Annotated in this window: 19 protein-coding genes; 16 read left to right on the top strand and 3 right to left on the bottom strand. The window is 36.8% G+C overall.

Features of this window, described 5'->3' with window-relative positions; all coding sequences use genetic code 11:
- Positions 1-48: 48 nt before the first annotated feature.
- The 3 genes from GSM_RS05245 to uvrC all read left to right on the top strand — a co-directional run bounded on the left by GSM_RS05245 (position 49) and on the right by uvrC (position 4,221).
- Positions 49-1,467: an ABC transporter substrate-binding protein/permease gene (locus GSM_RS05245; protein ID WP_419181908.1), complete on the top strand. Its 1,419-nt coding sequence runs from the start codon at positions 49-51 to the stop codon at positions 1,465-1,467.
- Positions 1,460-2,194, top strand: coding sequence for an amino acid ABC transporter ATP-binding protein (locus tag GSM_RS05240; protein ID WP_029327372.1), 735 nt, complete (start codon positions 1,460-1,462; stop codon positions 2,192-2,194). Before GSM_RS05245 ends, GSM_RS05240 begins: the two co-directional genes overlap by 8 nt.
- Before the next feature lie 257 nt (positions 2,195-2,451).
- Complete coding sequence (gene uvrC / locus GSM_RS05235; protein WP_010077870.1) at positions 2,452-4,221, top strand: excinuclease ABC subunit UvrC; 1,770 nt, start codon at positions 2,452-2,454, stop codon at positions 4,219-4,221.
- On the opposite strand, the gene GSM_RS05230 is transcribed toward uvrC, so the two are convergent.
- Positions 4,222-5,133, bottom strand: coding sequence for a cation diffusion facilitator family transporter (locus GSM_RS05230; RefSeq protein WP_010077869.1), 912 nt, complete (start codon positions 5,131-5,133; stop codon positions 4,222-4,224).
- A gap of 250 nt (positions 5,134-5,383) precedes the next feature.
- Between GSM_RS05230 and obgE the strand changes: the two genes are divergently transcribed.
- On the top strand, positions 5,384-6,700 hold the full coding sequence (gene obgE / locus GSM_RS05225) for a GTPase ObgE (protein WP_010077868.1): 1,317 nt from the start codon (positions 5,384-5,386) through the stop codon (positions 6,698-6,700).
- 37 nt (positions 6,701-6,737) lie between these two features.
- The gene (locus tag GSM_RS05220; protein ID WP_003690598.1) at positions 6,738-8,636 is read left to right on the top strand and encodes an acyltransferase family protein; all 1,899 of its coding nucleotides are present in this window, start codon (positions 6,738-6,740) and stop codon (positions 8,634-8,636) included.
- Between the two features lie 158 nt (positions 8,637-8,794).
- Here the strand turns inward: GSM_RS05220 and GSM_RS05215 are convergent, their stop codons facing one another.
- Positions 8,795-9,118 (bottom strand): hypothetical protein, encoded by a 324-nt coding sequence (locus tag GSM_RS05215; protein WP_003690600.1) that lies wholly within the window; start codon positions 9,116-9,118, stop codon positions 8,795-8,797.
- Between the two features lie 153 nt (positions 9,119-9,271).
- Here GSM_RS05215 and rnz point away from each other — a divergent pair, with 153 nt between their 5' ends.
- From rnz to GSM_RS05185, 6 genes are all read left to right on the top strand, one after another.
- Positions 9,272-10,210 carry a ribonuclease Z gene (gene rnz / locus GSM_RS05210; protein ID WP_003690602.1) on the top strand — a complete coding sequence of 313 codons (939 nt, stop codon included), beginning with the start codon at positions 9,272-9,274 and terminating at the stop codon, positions 10,208-10,210.
- Positions 10,211-10,220: 10 nt separating this feature from the next.
- A complete protein-coding gene (locus tag GSM_RS05205; protein ID WP_003690605.1) occupies positions 10,221-11,030 on the top strand; it encodes an SDR family NAD(P)-dependent oxidoreductase in 810 nt (269 codons plus the stop codon).
- 23 nt (positions 11,031-11,053) lie between these two features.
- Complete coding sequence (locus GSM_RS05200) at positions 11,054-11,401, top strand: lipopolysaccharide assembly protein LapA domain-containing protein (protein ID WP_003690607.1); 348 nt, start codon at positions 11,054-11,056, stop codon at positions 11,399-11,401.
- A 21-nt stretch (positions 11,402-11,422) separates the two neighbouring features.
- The gene (gene recJ, locus GSM_RS05195; protein WP_003690610.1) at positions 11,423-13,753 is read left to right on the top strand and encodes a single-stranded-DNA-specific exonuclease RecJ; all 2,331 of its coding nucleotides are present in this window, start codon (positions 11,423-11,425) and stop codon (positions 13,751-13,753) included.
- 19 nt (positions 13,754-13,772) lie between these two features.
- Positions 13,773-14,291 carry an adenine phosphoribosyltransferase gene (locus tag GSM_RS05190; protein WP_003690611.1) on the top strand — a complete coding sequence of 173 codons (519 nt, stop codon included), beginning with the start codon at positions 13,773-13,775 and terminating at the stop codon, positions 14,289-14,291.
- 114 nt (positions 14,292-14,405) lie between these two features.
- Positions 14,406-15,068 (top strand): potassium channel family protein, encoded by a 663-nt coding sequence (locus GSM_RS05185; RefSeq protein WP_029327371.1) that lies wholly within the window; start codon positions 14,406-14,408, stop codon positions 15,066-15,068.
- 167 nt (positions 15,069-15,235) lie between these two features.
- Here GSM_RS05185 and GSM_RS05180 read toward each other — a convergent pair whose 3' ends face one another.
- Positions 15,236-17,866, bottom strand: coding sequence for a YfhO family protein (locus tag GSM_RS05180; RefSeq protein ID WP_010077867.1), 2,631 nt, complete (start codon positions 17,864-17,866; stop codon positions 15,236-15,238).
- Between the two features lie 208 nt (positions 17,867-18,074).
- Here GSM_RS05180 and GSM_RS05175 point away from each other — a divergent pair, with 208 nt between their 5' ends.
- The 5 genes from GSM_RS05175 (at position 18,075) to GSM_RS05160 (ending at position 21,967) form a co-directional block, all read left to right on the top strand.
- Positions 18,075-20,150 (top strand): peptidoglycan D,D-transpeptidase FtsI family protein, encoded by a 2,076-nt coding sequence (locus tag GSM_RS05175; protein ID WP_003690622.1) that lies wholly within the window; start codon positions 18,075-18,077, stop codon positions 20,148-20,150.
- Positions 20,151-20,279: 129 nt separating this feature from the next.
- A complete protein-coding gene (gene rpmG / locus GSM_RS14700) occupies positions 20,280-20,429 on the top strand; it encodes a 50S ribosomal protein L33 (RefSeq protein ID WP_003690623.1) in 150 nt (49 codons plus the stop codon).
- An 89-nt stretch (positions 20,430-20,518) separates the two neighbouring features.
- Positions 20,519-21,070 carry a 5-formyltetrahydrofolate cyclo-ligase gene (locus GSM_RS05170; RefSeq protein ID WP_003690625.1) on the top strand — a complete coding sequence of 184 codons (552 nt, stop codon included), beginning with the start codon at positions 20,519-20,521 and terminating at the stop codon, positions 21,068-21,070.
- A 12-nt stretch (positions 21,071-21,082) separates the two neighbouring features.
- Positions 21,083-21,733, top strand: a complete 651-nt coding sequence (locus GSM_RS05165) for a rhomboid family intramembrane serine protease (protein WP_003690626.1) — start codon at positions 21,083-21,085, stop codon at positions 21,731-21,733.
- A 33-nt stretch (positions 21,734-21,766) separates the two neighbouring features.
- Positions 21,767-21,967 carry a YqgQ family protein gene (locus GSM_RS05160; RefSeq protein WP_003690628.1) on the top strand — a complete coding sequence of 67 codons (201 nt, stop codon included), beginning with the start codon at positions 21,767-21,769 and terminating at the stop codon, positions 21,965-21,967.

The following is a 21,967-nucleotide window of genomic DNA, read 5'->3' as shown; positions in this document are numbered from 1 at the left end:
AGTTTAATGAAAAGTAAAAAGATTTGGATTACTTTGGTAATTTTAATTATGATGTTGTTGGTACCTCTGGGAAAAGTAAATGCCGCAAGTGATGGCTATTTACAGAAGATTAAGGATAAGGGAACACTTGTAGTTGGAACAAGTGCGGATTATCCACCTTATGAATTTACAGTAAAACAAAGTGGGAAAACAACTTACGTGGGTTTGGACATTGAGATTGCAAAGAAGTTTGCAAAAGATCTGGGTGTGAAATTAGAAATTAAAAATATGAATTTTGATTCATTACTTGTTGCGCTCGAAACACACAAAGTTGATGCAGTTATTTCAGGGATGAATCCGACTCCTGAAAGACAAAAGAGTGTTGACTTCTCAAATGTTTATTATAGAGGAAAGCAATATATGCTGATCAATAAAAAGGATGCAGCGCTCTATAAAAATATTCATAGCTTTAAGAATAAGACCATTGGTGCTCAAGCAGGTTCATTACAATATGACCTTGTTAAAAAACAGATGAAGAATAATCAAGTAAAGGGTTTGGCTAAACTTAATGATTTGGTGATTGCTCTTGAATCAGGAAAAGTCAATGCTGTTGCGATGGAGGAAGCAACTGCCAAAGCATTTGCACAAAACAATACTTCATTGAAAGTTATTAATCCTGAATTTAATGTTGATTCTAGCCAGACAGGTTCTGCAATGGCATTTCCCAAGGGTGCAACCAGTCTAGTCCAAGCAGCCAATAAAACAATTGCTCAAATTAAAAAGAAAAATCTGATAAATAAGCAGTACATACCTTTAGCAGGGAAATATATGACTAATAATTCAAAGAAAAACTCAATGTGGAATTATTGGACTTATTTCGCAAAGGGAATTGAATATACGTTGATAATAACGGTTGTCTCAGTTTTCTTTGGATTCATATTAGGGGTATTATTAGCACTCTTGCGTTTATCTAAGAGTAAGCTGGGTAAAGCAATTGCAACTGCATATATTGAATTTGTCAGAGGAACACCTTTGATGGTTCAAGTAATGTTTGTTTATTTTGGAATAGGGGCCGTTATTCAATCATTACCAGCATTGCTTGCAGGTATAATTGCTGTTTCACTAAATTCAGCAGCTTATGTTGCTGAAGTTATTCGTTCAGGAATCGAATCAATACCTGCCGGACAAACAGAAGCGGCCAGAAGCTTAGGAATGTCACAAACGTTAACTTACAGATATGTCATTATTCCGCAGGCATTGAAGAACATTTGGCCAGCATTAGGAAATGAATTCATTACACTTATTAAAGAGAGTTCGATTGTTTCCATTATTGGTGTTGGTGATTTGATGTATCAGATGCAGTTAGTACAGTCTGCAACATATAAGGGTGTAATCCCTATCTTTATCACAATGGTCATTTATTTCGTAATGACGTTTGGGCTTTCAAAGGTCTTAGGTTATTTTGAAGGGAGAATGAAACATGCCTAACATGATTGAAATTAAAAACCTCGAAAAGTCATTTGGTGATAATCAGGTTTTGAAAAATATTACTGAAGTTGTAAAAAAAGGGCAAGTTATCTGCGTGATTGGGCCTTCCGGCTCGGGGAAAAGTACTTTTCTAAGATGTTTGAATGTGCTGGAAAAGCCTTCGGCAGGACAAATAATTTTTGAGGGGCAGGAGCTAACAAATATTTCCGAGGTTGAGTTAAACAAGCTCAGAGAGCGTATGGGAATGGTTTTTCAAAGCTTTAATCTTTTTCCAAACATGGATGTGATAAACAACGTCAAACTTGCTCCTTTGAAGGTTAAAAAGGATGTGGAAGAAGAAGCAAGCCAAAAAGCAGGGCAGCTATTAGAACAAGTTGGTTTGGCAGATAAGGCTGAGCAATTTCCACTGAGTCTTTCAGGAGGACAGCAGCAACGTGTCGCAATTGCACGCGCACTTGCAATGGATCCAGAAGTTATGCTTTTTGATGAACCAACCTCGGCTTTAGATCCCGAGATGGTTGGTGAGGTTTTGAAAGTAATGAAAGATCTTGCTGAATCGGGAATGACAATGATTGTTGTAACACATGAAATGGGATTCGCAAAGGAAGTTGCGGATCAGATATGGTTCATGGATGAGGGCTATATTCAAGAAAAGGGAGCACCAGACGAATTTTTTGCAAATCCGAAGACAAGTCGTGCCAAAGAGTTTTTGTCAAAAATATTATAAATATGTGGACGGAAAGATAAAAGTTAGGTCTTTTGATAAGTTTAACTTACGGAACACGTTTATTCAGAATAGATAAGGAAGTTGGTTCAAAATATAACTTTTGAGCTAGCCTCCTTTTTTGGTTGTTGCTAAGTTTTATCCAAAACTAAATGAGCAAGATTGAAGATTATAATTGGAAGTCTTTTCCTACAAACTTGATTAATGCTGTAATATAATATTAACAGGAGTTTGCTCGGTAGACGGAGGTGTAAATTGAGGTGGCAACACAGCACATTGAAAATAAATTAAAATTGTTACCAGATCTGCCAGGATGTTACCTAATGAAGGATATCAATAGTAAAATCATTTATGTTGGTAAAGCAAAAAACTTAAAGAATAGGGTACGTTCTTATTTTAAAAGTATGCATGAAGGCAAGACTGCAAAATTAGTTTCAGAAATAAGAGATTTTGAAACAATTATTACTTCGACAGATAAAGAAGCTTTTTTGTTGGAAATCACGCTGATTCAAAAACATAAGCCTTATTACAATATAAAATTAAAAAGAGGTACGGGGTATCCGTATATTAAGATCACAAATGAAAAGGACCCAACTTTAAAAATTGTAAGTCAGGTCAAAAAAGATGGGGCTTATTATTTTGGGCCTTACCCGAATGTTTATGCTGCTAGTGAGACAATGCATCTATTGCAGCGTGTTTATCCGCTCAGGAGATGTAATGGTTATCAGAAGCGGCCGTGTCTGTACTACCATATGGGGCAGTGTTTAGGAGCTTGTTTCAAAGAAGTAAAAACAGAAGAATATGATAAGCAAATCAAAAAAATAAAGACCTTTCTGAATGGGAATGTCGGTGCAATTAAGAAAACGTTAGAGAGCAAGATGAATAATGCCGCACAGAAACTTGAATTTGAAAGGGCAGCGGAACTTCGTGATCAAATACATTACATTGAAGTAACTGTAGAAAAACAAAAGATAATCTCAAATGATAATACTCCGAGGGATTTATTCAACTTTTATATGGACAAGGGTTGGGTTTCACTGCAAATTTTCTTTATTCGTCAGGCACGCTTAATTAAACGTGAGAAACGACTTTTTCCTTGTATAGATACACCTGAGGCAGAGTTGGAGTCGTTTATTTTACAGTTTTATAATCAAAAAAATAGAATATTGCCTAAAGAGATACTTGTTCCTAAGGGAGTAAGTCATGATGTACTTGGTGAAATACTGCAAGTTCCTGTCAAAACACCGGTTAGGGGAACAAAGAAAAACTTGATGGAACTTGGGCAGAAGAATGCACGGCTTGTACTTGAAGAAAAATTTCGTCTATTGGAGCTGGATGATCGCAAAACAACGGGTGCAATGGATGAAATAATGAAGGCTTTGGCTCTGCCGGCTGGACATCGAATTGAATCATTTGATCATTCACATATCCAAGGTTCTGATGTTGTTTCGGCGATGGTTTCATTTTTGGATGGACGACCGCAAAAAAGCCAGTATCGTAAGTATAAGTTGCGGACGGTCACTCACGCGGATGAAAGTGCAAGCACAAGAGAGGTCATTAGAAGAAGGTACACAAGGTTGTTGAAGGAGCATAGTGAATTGCCAGATTTAATTTTGATGGATGGAGCAGAAATCCAAATTGAAGCGGCACAAGATGTACTGCAAAACGAACTTGGGTTAAATATACCAGTGGCAGGAATGGTTAAGGATAATCATCATAAGACCGCAGACCTAATGAATATGCAGTATCAAAAAGTATCATTGAATCCGAAGAGTGAGGCATTTTACTTGCTTCAGCGTATTCAAGATGAAGTTCATAGATTCGCGATAACTTTTCACCGTCAAACGCACTCTAAAAAATCTTTGTCTTCGAGATTGGATCTAATTCCCGGTGTGGGTCCAAAATCAAGAATTAAATTGTTGAGAAAATTTGGATCCATGAAAAAAATCGCAGATGCTTCGCTTGAAGATATCGAAGCTTTAGGCATTCCTAAAAAAGTGGCCCAAACAATTAAATTAAGTCTTAAGTAATTAGTGACTATTTAATTCATTTGGTTGTTGAGGCTCATAATCAACGTCCCATGGTTCAACATGAACATCAGTATCAAAAACACCATATTTTCGTTGTAATAGACTTTCGATTTTTTCGGTAATGTGGTGACTTTTTCGCACCGTCATTTGTGGATCTACCCAGATAATAATATCCACGAAGATATTGGCACCATATGAGCGCCCTTGAATATTGTGGACAAGTTCGACGCCAGGAATTCTTTCAACATCGGCAGTATATTTTTCGAGCAAGTCATCATCAAAACCGTCAGACAATGAGAAGGCACTTGCTGAGAAAATATCATAGGCAGTTTTGAGAATCAGGAGCCCAATCAAAAAGGCAACGACACCATCAATCCAAGCCATATTAAAATTAGCCGCAAAGATTGTGATTGATGTTCCAAAACTAGTCCAAGCATCGCTTCTGCAATCTTTGGCAATTGCGAGTAATGATTGTGAGTTTATTTTCTTTGCTTGATGTGCATTATGGAAATAGACACCATACATCAGCAGCCCACTAAAAATACCGACAAATAAGGCATAGATGTCAGGGGATTCTTGATTGCCCGCTAAGATATCCTTGACTGAAGTATAAAGAACACTTAGCCCAACTAATAGCATAATCAATGAAGTCAGAAAAGTTGCGATTGTTTCGGCTTTCCAATGCCCATATTGGTGGTGTTCATCTGGCGGACGGGTAGCTAATCTTAGTCCAACCATGACAGCACAGGATGAAAAAATATCCGTTGCATTGTTGAACCCATCTGCTAGCAGTGTTTCAGAGTGACTTAACTGTCCAATGATGACTTTTAATAAGGAGAGTAGAATGTAGGCACAAAGACTGATTAAGACACCCTTTTGTGCTGTTTTTAGATTTTTATATCTTTGCTGCATTTTGAACACTCCCTGAATAGTATCGGATACGTAAATTATATGATTTTTTTTGTTGAAATGAAATTGTTATATCTTGTAGTGCAAATACGCAAAAATGTGAGCAGTTGTATTTTTGACCTTGATTCTAAAAACTGGTATAGTTGGCGGTGGTAGTTTTTAGGGTAACGATGAACAAGTTCATTTTTTCTTTATTAGCTCACATATTAGTGTCAATGTAAATAATCAATATGGAAAGAAGGGTGAATTAATAATGTTTGTCGATCAAGTAAAAATTAATGTGAAGGCTGGAAACGGCGGAGATGGAATAGTTGCATTCCGTCGTGAAAAATTTGTTCCTGACGGTGGTCCGGCTGGTGGAGACGGCGGTAAAGGTGGAAGTGTAATCTTTAAGGTTGATGAGGGTCTAAGAACCTTGATGGATTTTCGCTATCACCGTCACTTTAAAGCTAAGAATGGTGAAAAGGGAATGAATAAGGGAATGTATGGTCGTGGTGCAAGTGATTTTTACGTTTCGGTACCGGAAGGAACTACAGTTACGGATGATGAGACAGGTGAAATTTTAGGTGATCTGTTACATGATGGTGACGAGTTAGTAGTCGCAAAAGGTGGTCGTGGAGGTCGCGGAAATATTCATTTTGCAAGTGCAAGGAATCCAGCACCAGAAATAGCTGAAAATGGTGAACCCGGTATTGAGCGTGTCTTACGTTTAGAATTGAAAGTTTTAGCGGATATCGGTTTAGTTGGTTTTCCTTCAGTCGGGAAGTCCACGCTGCTGGCGACTGCTACAAGTGCGAAGCCCAAGATAGCTACTTATCATTTTACGACACTTGTTCCTAACTTAGGAATGGTAAGACTGGATGATGGACGAGATTTCGTAATGGCAGATTTGCCAGGATTAATTGAAGGTGCTTCTCAAGGAGTTGGACTTGGGATTCAATTCTTGAGGCACATTGAGCGTACGAGGGTGATTTTACACTTAGTTGATTTAAGTGGTATGGATGGGCGAGATCCATATGATGATTTTGTTAAAATTAATCAGGAATTATTATCATATGATGAAACGCTGCTTGAACGTCCACAAATTGTAGTGGCAAGCAAGATGGATTTACCGGATGCTAAGAAAAACCTGGCTGATTTTGTTGTAAAAATTAAGAATGATAAAATGCTTAAAACTGTACCAGAGGTTGTTGAAATTTCTTCCGTTACTCATACTGGCGTCAAGGAATTAATGGCAAAAGCTGCTGATTTACTTGAGAAAACACCTGTATTTCCAACACTTGCTGATAGAAAACGACAAAAACAGCTTGAAAATGGAACTGTTTATAAGTTTGAAGAGGCTGAACAATATCCATTTGAAATTACGAGAGATCCAGATGCAACATGGGTATTAAGTGGTACTGAATTAGATAAGCTATTTAAAATGACAGATTTTGAACATGATGAAAGTATCATGCGCTTTGCTCGTCAGTTACGGGGAATGGGTGTTGATGACGCTCTAAGAGCAAAGGGTGCAAAACAAGGTGACTTAGTTAGAATTGACAAGTTTACGTTTGAATTTGTTGAATAAATTATAGAATCTTTTTCGTGTTTTGGGGTTGGAATAAATGAATACAGGTAGTAAGAAAAGACGTTATATTACAGGGTTTGATGGCATTAGAACGCTTGCGGTTATCGGTGTTATTTTATATCACCTTGTGCCATATGATATTCAAGGCGGTTTTTTAGGAGTTCCAATCTTCTTTGTGTTATCCGGATATCTTATTACGGATATTTTGAACGAAGAAATTCAAAAAAAAGGGAAAGCCAACCTTTTTTCTTTTTATAAAAAAAGAATGAAGAGGCTTTATCCTGGGCTGGTTACAATGATTGTTGCCACAAGTGCGTATATAACTTTATTTCAAAGAAGTCTATTAAACGGTATTCGGAGTGTAATATTTGGTAACTTGCTTTATGTTTATAATTGGGTGCAAGTTAAGCAAGGCCAATCGTATTTTGATCGTTTTGAGGTACAATCTCCGTTTACACATTTATGGTCGTTGTCGATTGAGGGACAATTTTATTTTTTCTGGCCAATTGTATTGACAGTTTTATGGGTACTCTTACGAAAAAAGCAACCAATTTTTGACACTATCTTTCTGATTGCCTTTTTTTCAGCATTAACAATGGCATTGTTGTATAAAGATGGCCAAGATTCTTCAAGAATTTATTTTGGAACTGATACAAGAATGTTTTCAATATTATTGGGTACCAGTCTAGCAATCGTTTGGCCAAGCAAGGAATTGAAGACTACCCTCCAGAAAAAATCGCGCATGATTTTAGATGGAGTTGGAATAGTTAGTCTAGGTTTGATTGTTTGGATGTTTTTCTCAATGTCTGGTGAGAGCGATTTGACATATCATGGAGGGATGTTCTTTTTCTCATTGATTTCAATGTTTTTAATTGCAACTGTTGCTCATCCTGGAGCCGATATGAATAAGTTGCTGACTAATCCTGTATTTACTTGGTTAGGAAAGAGAAGTTATGGGATATATCTCTATCAATATCCAGTGATGATTTTTTACGAGTCACATGTTCAAAATATTGCAGCCCACCCATGGCTACACGTTGTTATCGAGATTTCCTTGATTGTGATAATTAGTCATTTGTCTTATCGTTATATCGAATTACCGCTTCAACACTTTGATTATTCCAGAACAAAAGAAGTGGTTCAAGAATTCTTCAAAAAAAAGTCTCGTTATGGTTGGCAAAGATTATGGGTAGTAGGTGCACTTCTTTTAATTTTACTAACTATGACGGGGGCAGTTTTTCAACCCAACGCACAAAGCAATCAGAGTGGTAAGCAGTTAGAAGATGTGATAAAAAGAAATCAAAAAGAAGTTGCTGAGGATAATAAGAAACTGCAAGGTAAAGAAAAGCAAAATACGGGTTCGGCTTCTTCCTCTTCACAAAAAAATGCAAGTAGTTCGTCTGAGTCAGCGCAATCGAGTTCGGAACCGGATCAATTAACGCAGCAGCAGCAACAAAAAGCTGCTGCAATGAAGATTACCGCTATTGGAGATTCTGTCTTAGCTGATGGTTCAGTAAAGTTAAGGTCTATTTTTCAGCAGATGTACATTGATGCAAAGGTCGGAAGACAGCCAAGAGATGCAATTGGAATTTTGAATGGACTTGCGCAAAAGAGACAGCTTGATAACACAGTTTTACTGAGCTTGGGGACTAACGGCCCGTTTAATGATGAGGAACTGCACCAAATCATGGGTGCGATTGGAAATCGCAGGGTTTATTGGATAAACACGCATGTTCCTACGAGAAGATGGCAAAAGCAGGTTAATGACTCACTAAGTGCTGCGACTAAAACTTATCCTAATTTGCGAGTAATTGATTGGTATGATTACAGTAATAACCACAATAACTGGTTCTATGACGATGATGTTCATCCAAATGAATATGGTCTGAATTATTACGGCAATTTTATTGCAAAAGAGATTTTAGAAGATAAGTAGCGGTCCAGAATGATAAAACCTAGTAATCTTGACTTTGATTGTTGTTTTTGGATATAGTTGTGCATTTGCTTATTAATCAAGTGAATGTTTCTTCTTGGATATAATAAACGACGGGGAATGACACAGAGCATTGAGTTGTGGTCAGCCTCGTTTTTATTCTACAAATGCAAATTACCATTCACCAACTGTAATTTACCATTTATTAACAATTTTCCTTCTGATATCCGGTATCCGAAAACTTTAAAAATATCAGAATTATAGTTGATCAGAATGTTTTTATTCGATAAAGCAAACTGGTTTGACAGAGAAAAAAAAGTTTTTAAATCAAGTGCAGCGATTGAATTAGGGTCTGCGAGTAAAACCGCTGCTTGTTCATTAGTTGAAAACTGTGTGATTGGAACCAAAGTATCGTTTGATTGAAAATATAATTGGTAATTAGGATTGAGTCCGAATATAAGTGTTGTAAAGTCTTTTAAATACATGGTGTTCCTCTTTTCGTGGAATAAGTTTTAAACGTCTATTTAATTATATTTTGTAATTAAAAATAGTGACAGCTTTTATTTTGATGTTAAAATGATGTAAGATATTATTATATTTTAAGCCATTTATATTGACTTAATAGATTGGAATTATATATGGAAATTGAATTTTTAGGAACTGGTGCGGGATCACCTGCCAAGTCACGTAATGTAACTAGTATAGCGCTAAAGCTTTTAGAAGAAATAAATGAAGTTTGGTTATTTGATGTTGGAGAGGGAACACAGCATCAAATATTGAAAACATCAATTAGGCCACGGAAGGTGACTAGAATTTTTATCACACATCTTCATGGAGATCATCTTTTTGGGCTTCCTGGTTTTTTAAGCAGTCGTTCTTTCCAAGGTGCCCAACAGATGGGAACTTTGGTTATTTATGGTCCAAAAGGAGTTAAGGACTTTGTGCAAATGAGTTTGCGTGTTTCTCAATCCAAATTAACTTACAAAATAAAATATGTTGAAATAGAGCAAACTGGGTTATTAGTGGATGAAGAACGTTTCAAAGTTTACGTTGACAGGTTGGATCATCGAATTGAATGTTTTGGGTATCGTGTTGTTGAAAACGACTATGCTGGAGAGCTTCAAGTTGAACGACTTAAAGAGGAACATGTACCAGCAGGGCCACTTTATGGGAAATTGAAGGCTGGCGAAAAAGTAGAGTTACCCGATGGTAGAATTATTGATGGAAAGAACTACCTTGGAGAGAAAAAGAAAGGCAGAGTTGTTACTATTCTTGGTGATACAAGACAAACGTCATCCATTTTAGAATTAGCAAAAAATGCGGATGTACTTGTTCACGAGAGTACTTTTGGAAGGGATGAGGCGCAACTGGCTTTTAATTATCATCACTCAACTAATATGCAGGCTGCAAAAGTTGCTAAGCAGGCTGGAGTTAAACGACTTTTTCTGACACATATTTCTGCAAGATATATAGGGGCAAAAGCATTGCAACTTGAAAAAGATGCACATAAAGTTTTTGGAAATACAATATTGGCGAATGATTTTGATACTTATGTAGTTCCGTTTTCTCACAAATAGGAGGGAAAGAATGAAAAATTATAAACAACTAAAAGACTTACACAATCGAATTGTTGTTGTAACAGGAGCTTCTTCTGGACTAGGTGAGCAGATATCATACGAATTAGCGAAAAAAGGTGCAATTGTGGTAGCCTGCGCTAGGAGATTGGATAGACTTGAAAAAGTTACCAAAGAGTGTCAGAAATTATCGGGTAAGATATCAGTTGCAAAGCAATTGGATGTTGAAGATCCGTCCCAGATTGAAAGATTAGTTGAAGATGTTGAAGATGAACTCGGACCGATTGATGTACTCGTGAATAATGCTGGTTTTGGGTTGATGGAAAATGTTCTTAATTTCGAAATGAAAGTTGTAGAAAAAATGTTTAGAGTCAATGTACTGGGTTTGATGTATCTATCGAAGTATACTGCACTTAGGATGGCAGAGCGTAAAAGGGGTGCCATCATTAACATTGCATCTGTGGCTGGTAAAATTGCGACGCCAAAATCAGCTGTATATTCGGCAACTAAGTTTGCTGTTCTAGGATATTCGAATGCACTAAGACTTGAATTAAAACCGTTAGGCATTTCTGTTTTGACTGTTAATCCGGGACCAATTGATACTGAATTCTTTAAAATAGCAGATAAGACAGGCAATTATTTAAGTAAGGTTGGTTTTTTGGTCCAAAAACCAGAAGAAATTGCACAAAAAGTTGTGGGTACGATAGGAACAAGTAAAAGGGAACTTACTGTACCCTTTGCTTTTGAGATAGCTCACCGCTTCTATGATTTATTTCCACGAGTTGGTGATTATTTGGCAGGGGATTTGTTCAATAAAAAATAGAAACTAAAGGAGGAGTATTTGTTATGAAGAATCAGTGGAGAATGATTTTAGCACTTGTGATTGCACTTGTTGTCATTGTTTTTGCACTATTGAATACGCAAGAGGTTGAATTGAATTTTCTATTTGGAAAGTTTAGTTTGCCATTGGTGTTGATTTTAGTTGTCTCTTTGTTACTAGGTGCTTTGGTAGCTGTCTTAGTATCAACGATGACGATTGTTGGTTTAAAACGGGAATTAAAGAAGAAAAATGATAATGAAAAGCAAATCAAAAAACAGTTTGAAGAGGATTATCAGAAAAAATTGACTGAAGTAAGAGCTGAGTATCAGCGCAAAATCAATGATAATCGAACAACTGATTTGAATTTAAAGTAAAATTTGGTAGGAGTTGGTTTTTTGTTTGACAAGCACTACGAATGGAAATTCGAGTCTATGTCGTTGGGAGAAAAGGAACTCAAGCTGCAAAAACAAATGGGTATTTCAAAACTGTTAGCACAGCTATTGCTCAAAAGGGGAATTTCAACTCCCGAGGCTGCTGCTGAATTTTTAAATCCTAACGAAAATAGTATTTATGATCCATACCTCTTGCATGATATGGATAAGGCTGTAGAGCGAATTCAAGCTGCAGTAATGGACAATCAAAAGATTACGATTTATGGCGACTATGATGCAGATGGATTAACAAGTACAGCTGTACTGTATGAGGCTCTTGAGCAAATCGGTGCCAATGTAGGTTATTATATACCTGATCGTTTTACTGATGGATATGGTCCAAATATGGAAGTATATAAGAAACTGGTCGATGATGGAACTGAACTGATTGTTACGGTAGATAATGGGGTCGGTGGTTATGATGAGGTTGCATATGCTCAGAGCCACGGTGTTGATGTTGTAATAACCGACCATCATGAATTGCCTGATAAATTACCTGAGGCTGTGGCTATTGTTCACCCAAGACATCCGGATAAAAAGTACCCATGGCCAAATTTGGCAGGTGTTGGTGTTGCTTTCAAAGTTGCTTCGGCATTACTGGAAGATATTCCACAAGAACTACTTGATTTAGTCGCAATCGGAACTGTTGCTGATTTGATGCCCTTGCTTGATGAGAATCGTGCACTAGTTAAATTTGGCATTATGGCACTTAGAAACACCCAGCGCCCGGGACTGTTAGCATTGTTGGCCAATGCTAAAATCAACATTGATGATATCAACGAGGAAACAATCGGTTTTGCGCTTGCTCCGCGACTGAATTCGTTGGGAAGAATTCAAAACGGAAGTACTGGTGTGGAGCTACTGACGACACTTGATGAAGACAAGGCAAAGCAGATTGCAAACAAGGTTGAATCCTTGAATACCGAGCGTAAAGAGCTAGTGGCAACGATCTCAAAGCAGGCATTTAAAAAACTGGCTGAAGATGAAACTGAACATTTAGTAAACGTTGTTGCTGGTAAGGATTGGCACGAGGGTGTGCTGGGAATTGTTGCTAGCCACTTGGTTGAGGAAACAGGTAAACCTTCACTGGTATTGAGTATTACTGATGATGGAAATATCGCAAAGGGTTCAGGAAGATCAGTTGAAGCCTTTCAGCTTTTCGATGCAATTAATGGTCATCGTGACCTTTTAACCAGTTTTGGTGGACATCACATGGCATGTGGGCTGTCTTTGGAAGAGTCAAAGATTGGTGAACTGCAAGCGGTATTAGATAATGAAGCAATAAAACAGCAGTTGGATTTGACCAAAAAAGCCCAATTAGAAATTGAACAGACTATTGAGGCAGATGAAGTCAGCCTTGATTTGATCGAAGAATTAAAGCGGCTAGCACCGTTTGGGGTAGACAACCCTAAGCCAATTTTTTCTTTTACAAACTATAATGTACAAAGTTCGCTCTTAATGGGACAAGAGAAGAATCACTTCAAAATGTCTATAAGGGGTAAAAGAGCACCAATTGACGTAATTGCGTTTTCAATTGGTACGCATGGACAGCAGCTTGTCGATAATGCTGAGAATATTGAATTTGTTGGTGAGTTGGCTACTAATGTGTGGAAGGGTCAAACTAAGATCCAAATAATGATTAAGGACTTTTGTCTAAATGCTGTGGAGATACCCAGAATCAGAATTAATGATTTGAGGAGCAGTAAATTGACAGCAAGTTTGCTGCGGACAGATGGCGAGTTCTTTTTCTTTAACTCAACTGTCTACAGTAAGCTAGCCGGTTATTTTAAGCGCGATGCGAAAATTATTGTTGGTCTAGAGAAATTGCCTGAGAGAGGGAAAGTAGACAATCTGGTCGTCGTAGATTGCCCTCCTAATTTGGAAAGCTTTGGTACTTTGTTAAATAGGATTGAGTTTGAAGAAATTACGACAATTCTCTACCCATACAAGCCGGTATTTCTTACTGGAATGCCGACTAAGGAAGAATTTGGTAAGGTTTATCGCTTTGCAATTTCACATAAGAATGTGGATTTAAAAAAAGATTTGAATAAATTAGCAGATTACTTGAAAATAAAAAAAGATTTGTTGATTTTTACCTTACAGGTGTTTTTTGAGGTCGGATTTGTTAAAATAGATAATGGTTTAATGGCGGGATCATCTTCAAGAAAGAGGATTAATTTGAAAGATGCTCCCAGTTATCGTGCGAGACAACGGTTGCTTGAAGCAGAAAATGTCTTATTAACGAGTAAAACTGCAGAGTTTGAGAAAACTATTTCCCAATTCATAACAGTTTAATTAAAGGAGCGTTTATAAAATGGCACTAGATTTAACTAAGTATATTGCAAGCATCCCAGATTATCCCGAAAAAGGAATAATCTTCAGGGATATCTCACCTTTAATGGCAGATGGGGAAGCTTATAAGCAAGCTACAGCGCGAATTGTTCAATTTGCTCGTGATAAAAAGGTTGAGATGATTGTTGGACCCGAGGCACGCGGCTTTATTGTTGGTTGTCCCGTTGCTTATGAACTTGGTGTTGGTTTTGCACCAGCCCGTAAGAAGGGAAAGTTGCCTCGCGAAACAGTTGAAGCAACATACAAACTTGAATATGGTACCTCAGCTCTTTATATGCACAAAGATGCCGTGAAACCGGGGCAGCGGGTGTTGGTTACTGACGACTTGCTGGCTACTGGAGGAACGATTGGAGCAACAATTGATTTAGTTGAGCAATTAGGTGGAATTGTTGTGGGATGTGCATTCATTATTGAACTTGATGCTTTAAATGGTCGTGATAAGATCAAAAACTATGATACATTAAGCTTGATGAATTATTAATTTGATTGACTTTAGTGTTTAGCAGATATGGGATTACCAGTAAGAAGGGCTTTGACAGAATTAATTTTTGTGTCACAGGTCCTTTTTTTGTTAAGGAGGAGTTTCAGTAGAATGATTAAGCAGACTTTTGCTGTGATTGGGTTAGGAAGGTTTGGCTCAAGCGTTTGTCAAACCTTAATAAATGCAGGTGTTGAAGTATTGGTGATTGATAAAGATGAAGCGCGAATCAATGATTTTAAAGATATTGCGACACAAGCTATTATTGCAGACGCACAGGATGAGAGTACACTTAAATCGATTGGCATCAGAAATTTTGATCATGTCGTAATCGCAATTGGTGAGGATATCCAGGCCAGCATTCTTGTAACACTAATGGTTAAGGAGTTAGGAGTTAAGTATATTACGGCTAAAGCACAAAATGAGTACCATGCTCGTGTTTTGACAAAGTTGGGGGCAGACAAAGTTGTCCATCCAGAACGAGATATGGGAACGAGAATTGGGAAAAATCTGCTTTCACGAAATATGCTGGACTACCTTGATTTATCCTCTGATATTAAAGTCGCTGAAATCAAAATTACAAAGAATTCCTTTGTGGGAGCATCACTGTCTTCACTTGAATTCAGGAAAAAATATGCACTTAACGTCATTGCGATTAGGCATGATAAAAAAATAGACATCTCTCCTGCACCAAGTGATGCATTAATACTGGGAGATAGTCTATTAGTTGTTGGTTATCAAAAAGATGTTGATTATTTTAATAGTTTAATGGATAGTTGATTATCATGAGATGAGGGGCCAAGTCAAAAGTTAACGTTTGACTTGGCCCCTCTATTTACCTAGGATAAACGTGTTTCATGAGTTTAGACTTTCTGTCTAATCTTGAATATTCATAGCAAATCGCTTGCTATATTTTTGTGTTAGTACACAAATCTTACCGACTTATGTTATACTTTTCGTCTTTTTTTGCTTTCAAAGATAATTATGAATAGCAGTAGGGCTAAACCAATTAGTGTAATTATGGTTCCTGTTACGAACAGAGGAGGTGTAAAGGTCAAAGTAATTGAATGTTTTCCTTTGGCCACGTTTGCTGCAAGGAACGTATTTTGAATTTTAAAAGTTGAAACTTTCTTTCCATCTACACGGACTGTCCATCCAGAACTATAAGGAATTGTAGTAGCTAAAAGATGATTAGTGGAAGCATTGTAAGTTCCAGATAGTTTACGAGATGAAATCTGTTTTAGATTGACCGAATGTTTTTTGATTTGGGTAATCTTATTTTGTACCAAACGATTGTTCATTTTATAGAGAACAAAGTTATTCAACCATAATGACGATTTTTTCAGACGTGCAGTCAGTACGATTTCTTGCCCCTTTGAATGGTTAGCAACGTTGACTATGACAGTATGCCTGAAAGTGCTATATTGTTTTAATGGTTGGTTATTTAAATACAGCGTAGCATTGTCTGAATCTAAAGCAGAACCAAGAGTCAAATAGTATGAGTCATTTGTTTTAGGTGTGAATTTAAAAACTATTTGTGCAGATTTTGCAAGATTCTTCTTTTTGAAAACAGAATTTGTTAATTTAGTTGATTGTTCAATATTTTGAAATACAACTTCATTGAAATTTTGTGCCTCAAAGTACTTGTTATTTTGCTTGCCACTTATGTCATTTAGCCACTCAGTTTGGTATTCAATAGGGTTGTCATAGAATACAGATAAGTTCTTTAACTGGTTATTAGCAAGATAAGCATAGCCCAAGGCGTTATTATTTTTATAAATGCGAGTTAACTTATTTTGTTTAATCTCCTTATAACGGGACAAATCGGGTTTCTCGGTTAATGACGAGAGCGGTTGACCGTTTTTTAACAGTGAACTGTCGATAGGTGTAATAAAATACTTCATGTTCAATAAAGCATCACTGATAATCGTTCCGTTTGAATAAGTAACATAATTATCCCCATCAGGATTTCCAAGCATGCCGTAGAAGTCCGGAATACTTTTTTCGAGGGCTGAGCTAAAGTATGAACCAGTATTTAAATTATTAGCCAAACCATCATTTTTAGTACGACTGTACGTCTGTCCTGTGCGATAGGCGCTGTCCTTAAGACTATTTAGATAGTTGCTGTCTTTGATGAGTGCTTTTGTAGGAGTTGCATAGTCTTTTTGTGTAAGATAACTCAAATTACCTAGTGAAATATAAGCGTTCATTGATATTTCGACGACACTGATCAAACATAACAAGAAAATTTTGACTCTATTATATTTTGAATTTACAGCAAAGGCTAAAACTGCAAGAGAAAGGGTTGCAAAGATTGCTGTAAAAATCAGAGTTTCATTGGTTACATAGGAAAATTTTTTTTCATTTATGAAAGAATATGCAATTATGCCAGCATAAAGGATGAAGCTAAGCCAAATCTTCCAAGGACGCACGGTTATAAAGTTTTTGAGAGTTCGACTAGCTAGCAGAAGCATCCAAAAACTTACGACATAGGAAAAGCGGTATGGGTACCAAACAGGAAATTGCCAACCATGCCATAATAGATCCAAAGGTTCAAAACATAAGGATAAGACTAAGAAAATACTGATTAAAAATGATAAAATTCGTTCGCGCATGCTGATTTTTGAATCAACAAAGTATAAAATAAATCCAATCAGGAAAATAGAACCAATGAAAAGATTGGGATAACCGGAAGGCATCTGTTGAAAATTGAAGGAACCAACAATAAACTTAGAAAGCATTTTGAAAGCATTATACTCGAATTTTAAGCTCACAGAGCTTTGAGTATATTGTCCCTTGCTTGAAAGTAAAGAGGCAATTGTAGGTAACAAAATAATCATTGAGATTGCCAATGCAACGAGCGAGCTAATGATAAAACGAATGCTTAACGAGAAAATCTGCTTTAAATCGCGTGCTTTTGAGAACAAAAACCAAATAAAGTACAAGATTAAAAAGAGGCAGATCATGTAACCCATGTAATAATTATCGATCAGCATGATGGCTAGTAGAACAATGTAAGGCCAACTTTTCTTGCCTGATAAAAGTCTGTGAAGCGCTAGAACAATTAATGGTAAGAAAATTGTTGCATCTAACCATAGCAGATTCAATTGATTGGCAACAAACCAACCCATCATTGAGTAAGAAGTAGAGAAGGCGACAATCGATAATCCTGCTTGTGTGCGCATTTTTTTTAAAAAATAGCCGAATGATAAACCTGCGCAGCCATACTTTAAGAGCGTGATCAGCATGACTCCCGCTGCTAAGTACTTCTCGGGAAATAATAGCAAAAATAAATTAAATGGGCTCATGAGGTAATATGCCCATTCACCAATCATATTGCCCCCGACTTCTTTGGAGAATGAATAAAAGAAACCACTTGGATTTGACAAAAGGGTCCTTCTAAAATATGCGAAAAAATCAATATATTGCTGTCCCAAATCAACAGTTAACAGGCTGCTTTTACCAAATGGGAACATTTCCTGTGAGATAAAGTAACCGCCCATTAGAAAGATGGGTAAGAAAAAACTAATTATTAAAGGATAATGACTGCGAACAAAGTGTGTTAATCTTATTTTCATGCTAAACTCCTAATAATGATTTATGTAACATCTCTAATTATAATACAGACTAAAATTCAAAGTTGAAAAAAGCATGTAGTTTTTATTAAAGTTTAGACAATTAATAAAGTATCAAGACTAATTTATGGTAACATTATTAAGTGAACTATTATGTGGCAGGCCTGTGTTAGAAAATGGCTAATTAATTATTTATTGTGAGGGAAAAAAATTGAAGTTTCTTAGAAAGACAAGTAAAAAAAAGCAAACAAAGAAATCACAGACACCTTTTAGACTGAATTTTCTTTTTGTTATTGTTTTTTTGCTTTTTGCTGCCTTGATTTGGCAGTTGGCATATCTCCAAATTGTTAACGGGACCAAGTTTGAATCTGAAATCAGCAGTACAGATACACAAACTGAAACCGGAAGTGTTCAGCGTGGGATGATTTACGATTCAACTGGGAAAGTACTAGTGTCAAATAGTGCATCACGAGCGATTACATATACAAAGCCATTGTCTGTTACCTCGAAACAGATGTATCAAATTGCTAATGAACTCGTTAAATATGTCAAGATAGACACTAGTACATTAACAACGTCAATGAAATCTGATTACTACCTTGGGAGCGAAAAAAATCTTAAAGCTGTTAATAATAAATTAAAAAAACAAATATCTAAGTTTTCAAGTCTAAGTGGAACAGAGGCTTACAAAGACGAGGTAGCTTATGTAAAAAAGCACAAGTTGGCGGCTAGTTTAACAAGTAAACAAAAACAAGCAGCAGTTGTTTATTCGAAGATGAGCGGAGCATATGCCCTTTCAACGGTGTATTTGAAGTATGAAGGTGTTAGTGATAGCGAAATGGCTGAGGTCGGAGAAAATCTTTCTCAGATGCCAGGTATAAAGATTGGCACAAGCTGGGCAAGAAGCTATCCAAATGGTAGCTCTGTTAAGAGTGTCATTGGGACTGTAACGAGTAAAAAGCAAGGACTTCCGAGTGACCAATTGGGTGAGCTTTTAGCGGAAGGATACGCAAGAGATGATAGTGTCGGCTCGAGTTACATTGAATCTGAATATGAAAATGTATTAAAGGGGACAAAATCAGTTACAACACTTGAAACTCAAAACAATAAAATCACTAAAGAAATCAAGACATATGGTGGTAAAAAAGGTGATAATATTGTTTTAACAATCAATGAAAAATTCCAAAAAGATGTGCAAAATATTATGGAAAGTGCAGTTAAGAGTGTTTCAGGAAGTAACCCTTATCTTGCTGGTGCTTATGCTGTAATAATGAATCCTAATACGGGGGCAATTTATGGCTTAGCTGGCGTAAGCCGTAATATTAAGACTGGTAAGGTTTCTGAAAATGCACTTGGGACAATCAACCAATCATTTGTTATGGGGTCTGTTGTTAAAGGTGCAACAGTAATGGGTGGCTTAATGTCCGGTGCAATTACACCTACAAGCAATACTTTTACTGATCAACCAATCAAATTGAAAGATACCGCAAGTAAATCTTCATGGTTTAACTCTTCGGGAAGCAATGATATGCAATTAACAGCTTCTGATGCACTGGAAATTTCTTCAAACTCATATATGATGCAATTGGCGATGCGTGAAGCAGGATTCCAGTATAAGTCAGGGGCATCGTTGAATATGTCTACTTCAATCTTTAGCAAGCTTAGAGGTTATTTCAATCAGTTTGGGTTGGGTGTAAAGACTGGAGTTGATATTCCAGGGGAAGCTTCTGGATATGAAGGTCCTTCGACACAGAGTGATATTGGTAAAGCACTTGATTTGTCGTTTGGTAACTATGATTCGTATACCACAATTCAGTTAGCACAGTATATGTCAACTGTTGCAAATGGCGGTTATCGTCTGCAGCCACATATTTTACAGGCTATTCGAGGTACAAGCAAAAATGGAGGCTTGGGTAAGACTAAGTACCAATTTACACCAAATGTCTTAAACGTTGTAGATGCGACGAGTGCCGAATGGAATGTTGTAAAAAATGGTTTTTGGAGTGTGGTTCATGGCTCTAATTCAATGAGAACTGGTACAAAACTTGAAGACTTGAATCCACAAGTAGTTGCTAAGACTGGTACTGCGCAGACATATTATGGAACCAATGAAACAACCACTCTGAGTGGTGTTTCTTATGCACCTGCTAAAAATCCACAAGTAGTAATTGCGATTGCATTTCCAGGAATGTCTGAAGAAGATTCAATTAATATGACTTCAATGCATGAAATTTATGAAGCATATTGGAAAGATGTACAATCCAGTGACGGCTATACTACAAATTAGACTGTCAAGGTAATTTCCTTAACATTTTTCGAAAAAATACTAGCGTGTTTGTATAAAAGATGGTATCATATTTACGTTAGAGGCTTAGTTGCCCTTTTGAAATGAAGTCGTAGTTTGGAGGTTTAGAATATGCGTGTACACATTACAATGGAATGTACTGAATGTCATGAGAGGACATATCTATCAAGTAAGAATAAGCGTAATAACCCGGATCGCTTGGAATTGAATAAGTTCTGCCCACGTGATAACAAGGTAACATTACATCGCGAAACAAAATAACAACAGGAACTTTTTCCTGTTGTTTTTTATTATGTTATACTCTTTTGAAATTCTTAATATGGAATCTTTTTGGGGGCTACTCGATAGTAATGATGAAAGAAAAAATACTATTTAGAAGAGAACAATTAGCGATATTTGAAGAAAGAAAGCATGAATGGGAGAAAGAATTAGAAGAAATATTACTATACAGGAAGCTTTTTAATTCTTCTGAATGGATCAATGCTGATATGATAGGCATGACTTTAAGTTTGCCTTCTGAAATTGACACTAAACCAATAATTTTACAAGCATGGTCAGAATCTAAGAAGGTTTGTGTCCCTCTCACTTTACCGCAAAGAAAGATGAATTTTAAATTGTTGACTAAGACGACAAGAGTTGTGAAGAATAAATTTGGAATCTTAGAACCTGAGAAGACAAGTACAGAAATTGATAAAAAACAAATCGACTTAATTATTGTCCCAGGCTTAGCATTTTCTTCTAGAGGAGAACGACTTGGCTTTGGCGGTGGTTATTTTGACCGTTTTTTAGCCGATTATGAAGGTGGAACAATTAGTCTTGCTGAAAAGCCACGTTATTTTGAGAAATCAGTCTGGCCAATTGAGGAAACCGATGTTTTGATAAAAAAAATATTGACGTTGTGAGGATGATTTATAGTGGTAAAGAAACCTGTGGTTACCTATACACTTTTAGGCATTAACGTACTCGTCTTTATCTTAATGACTTTGGCAGGTGGTAGTCAAAGTGTGGGGGTACTGGTTGAGTTTGGTGCAAAAGTTAATACACTTATTGTCGCGGGACAATGGTGGCGCTTAATCACACCAATGTTCTTGCATATTGGTTTTGAACATATTGTTTTGAACATGATAACCTTGTATTTCGTAGGAATTCAACTTGAAAATATTTTAGGTCGCGGCCGTTTTTTAGCTGTCTATCTAGTGAGTGGAATTGCTGGAAATCTTGCAAGTTTTGCGTTCAACCCAGACGCCTTATCTGCAGGTGCAAGTACTGCATTGTTTGGACTATTTGGGATTTATTTGATGATGGGAGAATCATTCAGTAGTAATCCATATATCAGAGCAATGGGAAGGCAATTTTTGCTACTTGTTGTATTGAATATTATGTTTGGTTTTTATGGAAGTGTTGATTTGGCAGGACATATCGGTGGTCTTGTTGGCGGCTTTTTGATGGGATATTGCGTTGGTGTTCCACGCGTAGGCAGTGTCCCTCTCCCAAAAAGAATTGTCAGCACTTTGGCATTGGTATTTCTATGTATTATGATGTTTACTTTGGGTTTTAAAAATTAAAGTTTTCTATTATAATCAATTGGAGATGTTTTTTTGAAGACACTTTACGACGTACAACAGCTGTTGAAAAAATTTGGGGTTTTTGTTTATGTCGGTAAACGGCTGTGGGATATTGAACTGATGGCACTCGAGATTGATAATTTGTACCAAGCTGGAGTTATCGACAAACAAACATTTTTGAATGCTAAACTTATTTTGACTCGTGAACATAAGGTTGAGGAAGAAAATAACTAG

Source organism: Liquorilactobacillus mali KCTC 3596 = DSM 20444 (genome assembly GCF_000260415.1).
GTDB classification, from domain to species: domain Bacteria; phylum Bacillota; class Bacilli; order Lactobacillales; family Lactobacillaceae; genus Liquorilactobacillus; species Liquorilactobacillus mali.
Note: the sequence above shows the minus strand (reverse complement) of the source record. Positions and strands in the feature narration are given on the sequence as shown.

Excerpts from the sequence above, each read along its gene's own strand:
- GSM_RS05230 (WP_010077869.1), bottom strand. The coding sequence starts at position 5,133 with ATGCAGCAAAGATATAAAAATCTAAAAACAGCACAAAAGGGTGTCTTA.
- GSM_RS05220 (WP_003690598.1), top strand. The coding sequence starts at position 6,738 with ATGAATACAGGTAGTAAGAAAAGACGTTATATTACAGGGTTTGATGGC.
- GSM_RS05200 (WP_003690607.1), top strand. The coding sequence starts at position 11,054 with ATGAAGAATCAGTGGAGAATGATTTTAGCACTTGTGATTGCACTTGTT.
- GSM_RS05215 (WP_003690600.1), bottom strand. The coding sequence starts at position 9,118 with ATGTATTTAAAAGACTTTACAACACTTATATTCGGACTCAATCCTAAT.
- GSM_RS05190 (WP_003690611.1), top strand. The coding sequence starts at position 13,773 with ATGGCACTAGATTTAACTAAGTATATTGCAAGCATCCCAGATTATCCC.
- rpmG (WP_003690623.1), top strand. The coding sequence starts at position 20,280 with ATGCGTGTACACATTACAATGGAATGTACTGAATGTCATGAGAGGACA.
- GSM_RS05245 (WP_419181908.1), top strand. The coding sequence starts at position 49 with ATGATGTTGTTGGTACCTCTGGGAAAAGTAAATGCCGCAAGTGATGGC.
- GSM_RS05205 (WP_003690605.1), top strand. The coding sequence starts at position 10,221 with ATGAAAAATTATAAACAACTAAAAGACTTACACAATCGAATTGTTGTT.
- obgE (WP_010077868.1), top strand. The coding sequence starts at position 5,384 with ATGTTTGTCGATCAAGTAAAAATTAATGTGAAGGCTGGAAACGGCGGA.
- GSM_RS05170 (WP_003690625.1), top strand. The coding sequence starts at position 20,519 with ATGATGAAAGAAAAAATACTATTTAGAAGAGAACAATTAGCGATATTT.
- GSM_RS05240 (WP_029327372.1), top strand. The coding sequence starts at position 1,460 with ATGCCTAACATGATTGAAATTAAAAACCTCGAAAAGTCATTTGGTGAT.
- rnz (WP_003690602.1), top strand. The coding sequence starts at position 9,272 with ATGGAAATTGAATTTTTAGGAACTGGTGCGGGATCACCTGCCAAGTCA.
- GSM_RS05180 (WP_010077867.1), bottom strand. The coding sequence starts at position 17,866 with ATGAAAATAAGATTAACACACTTTGTTCGCAGTCATTATCCTTTAATA.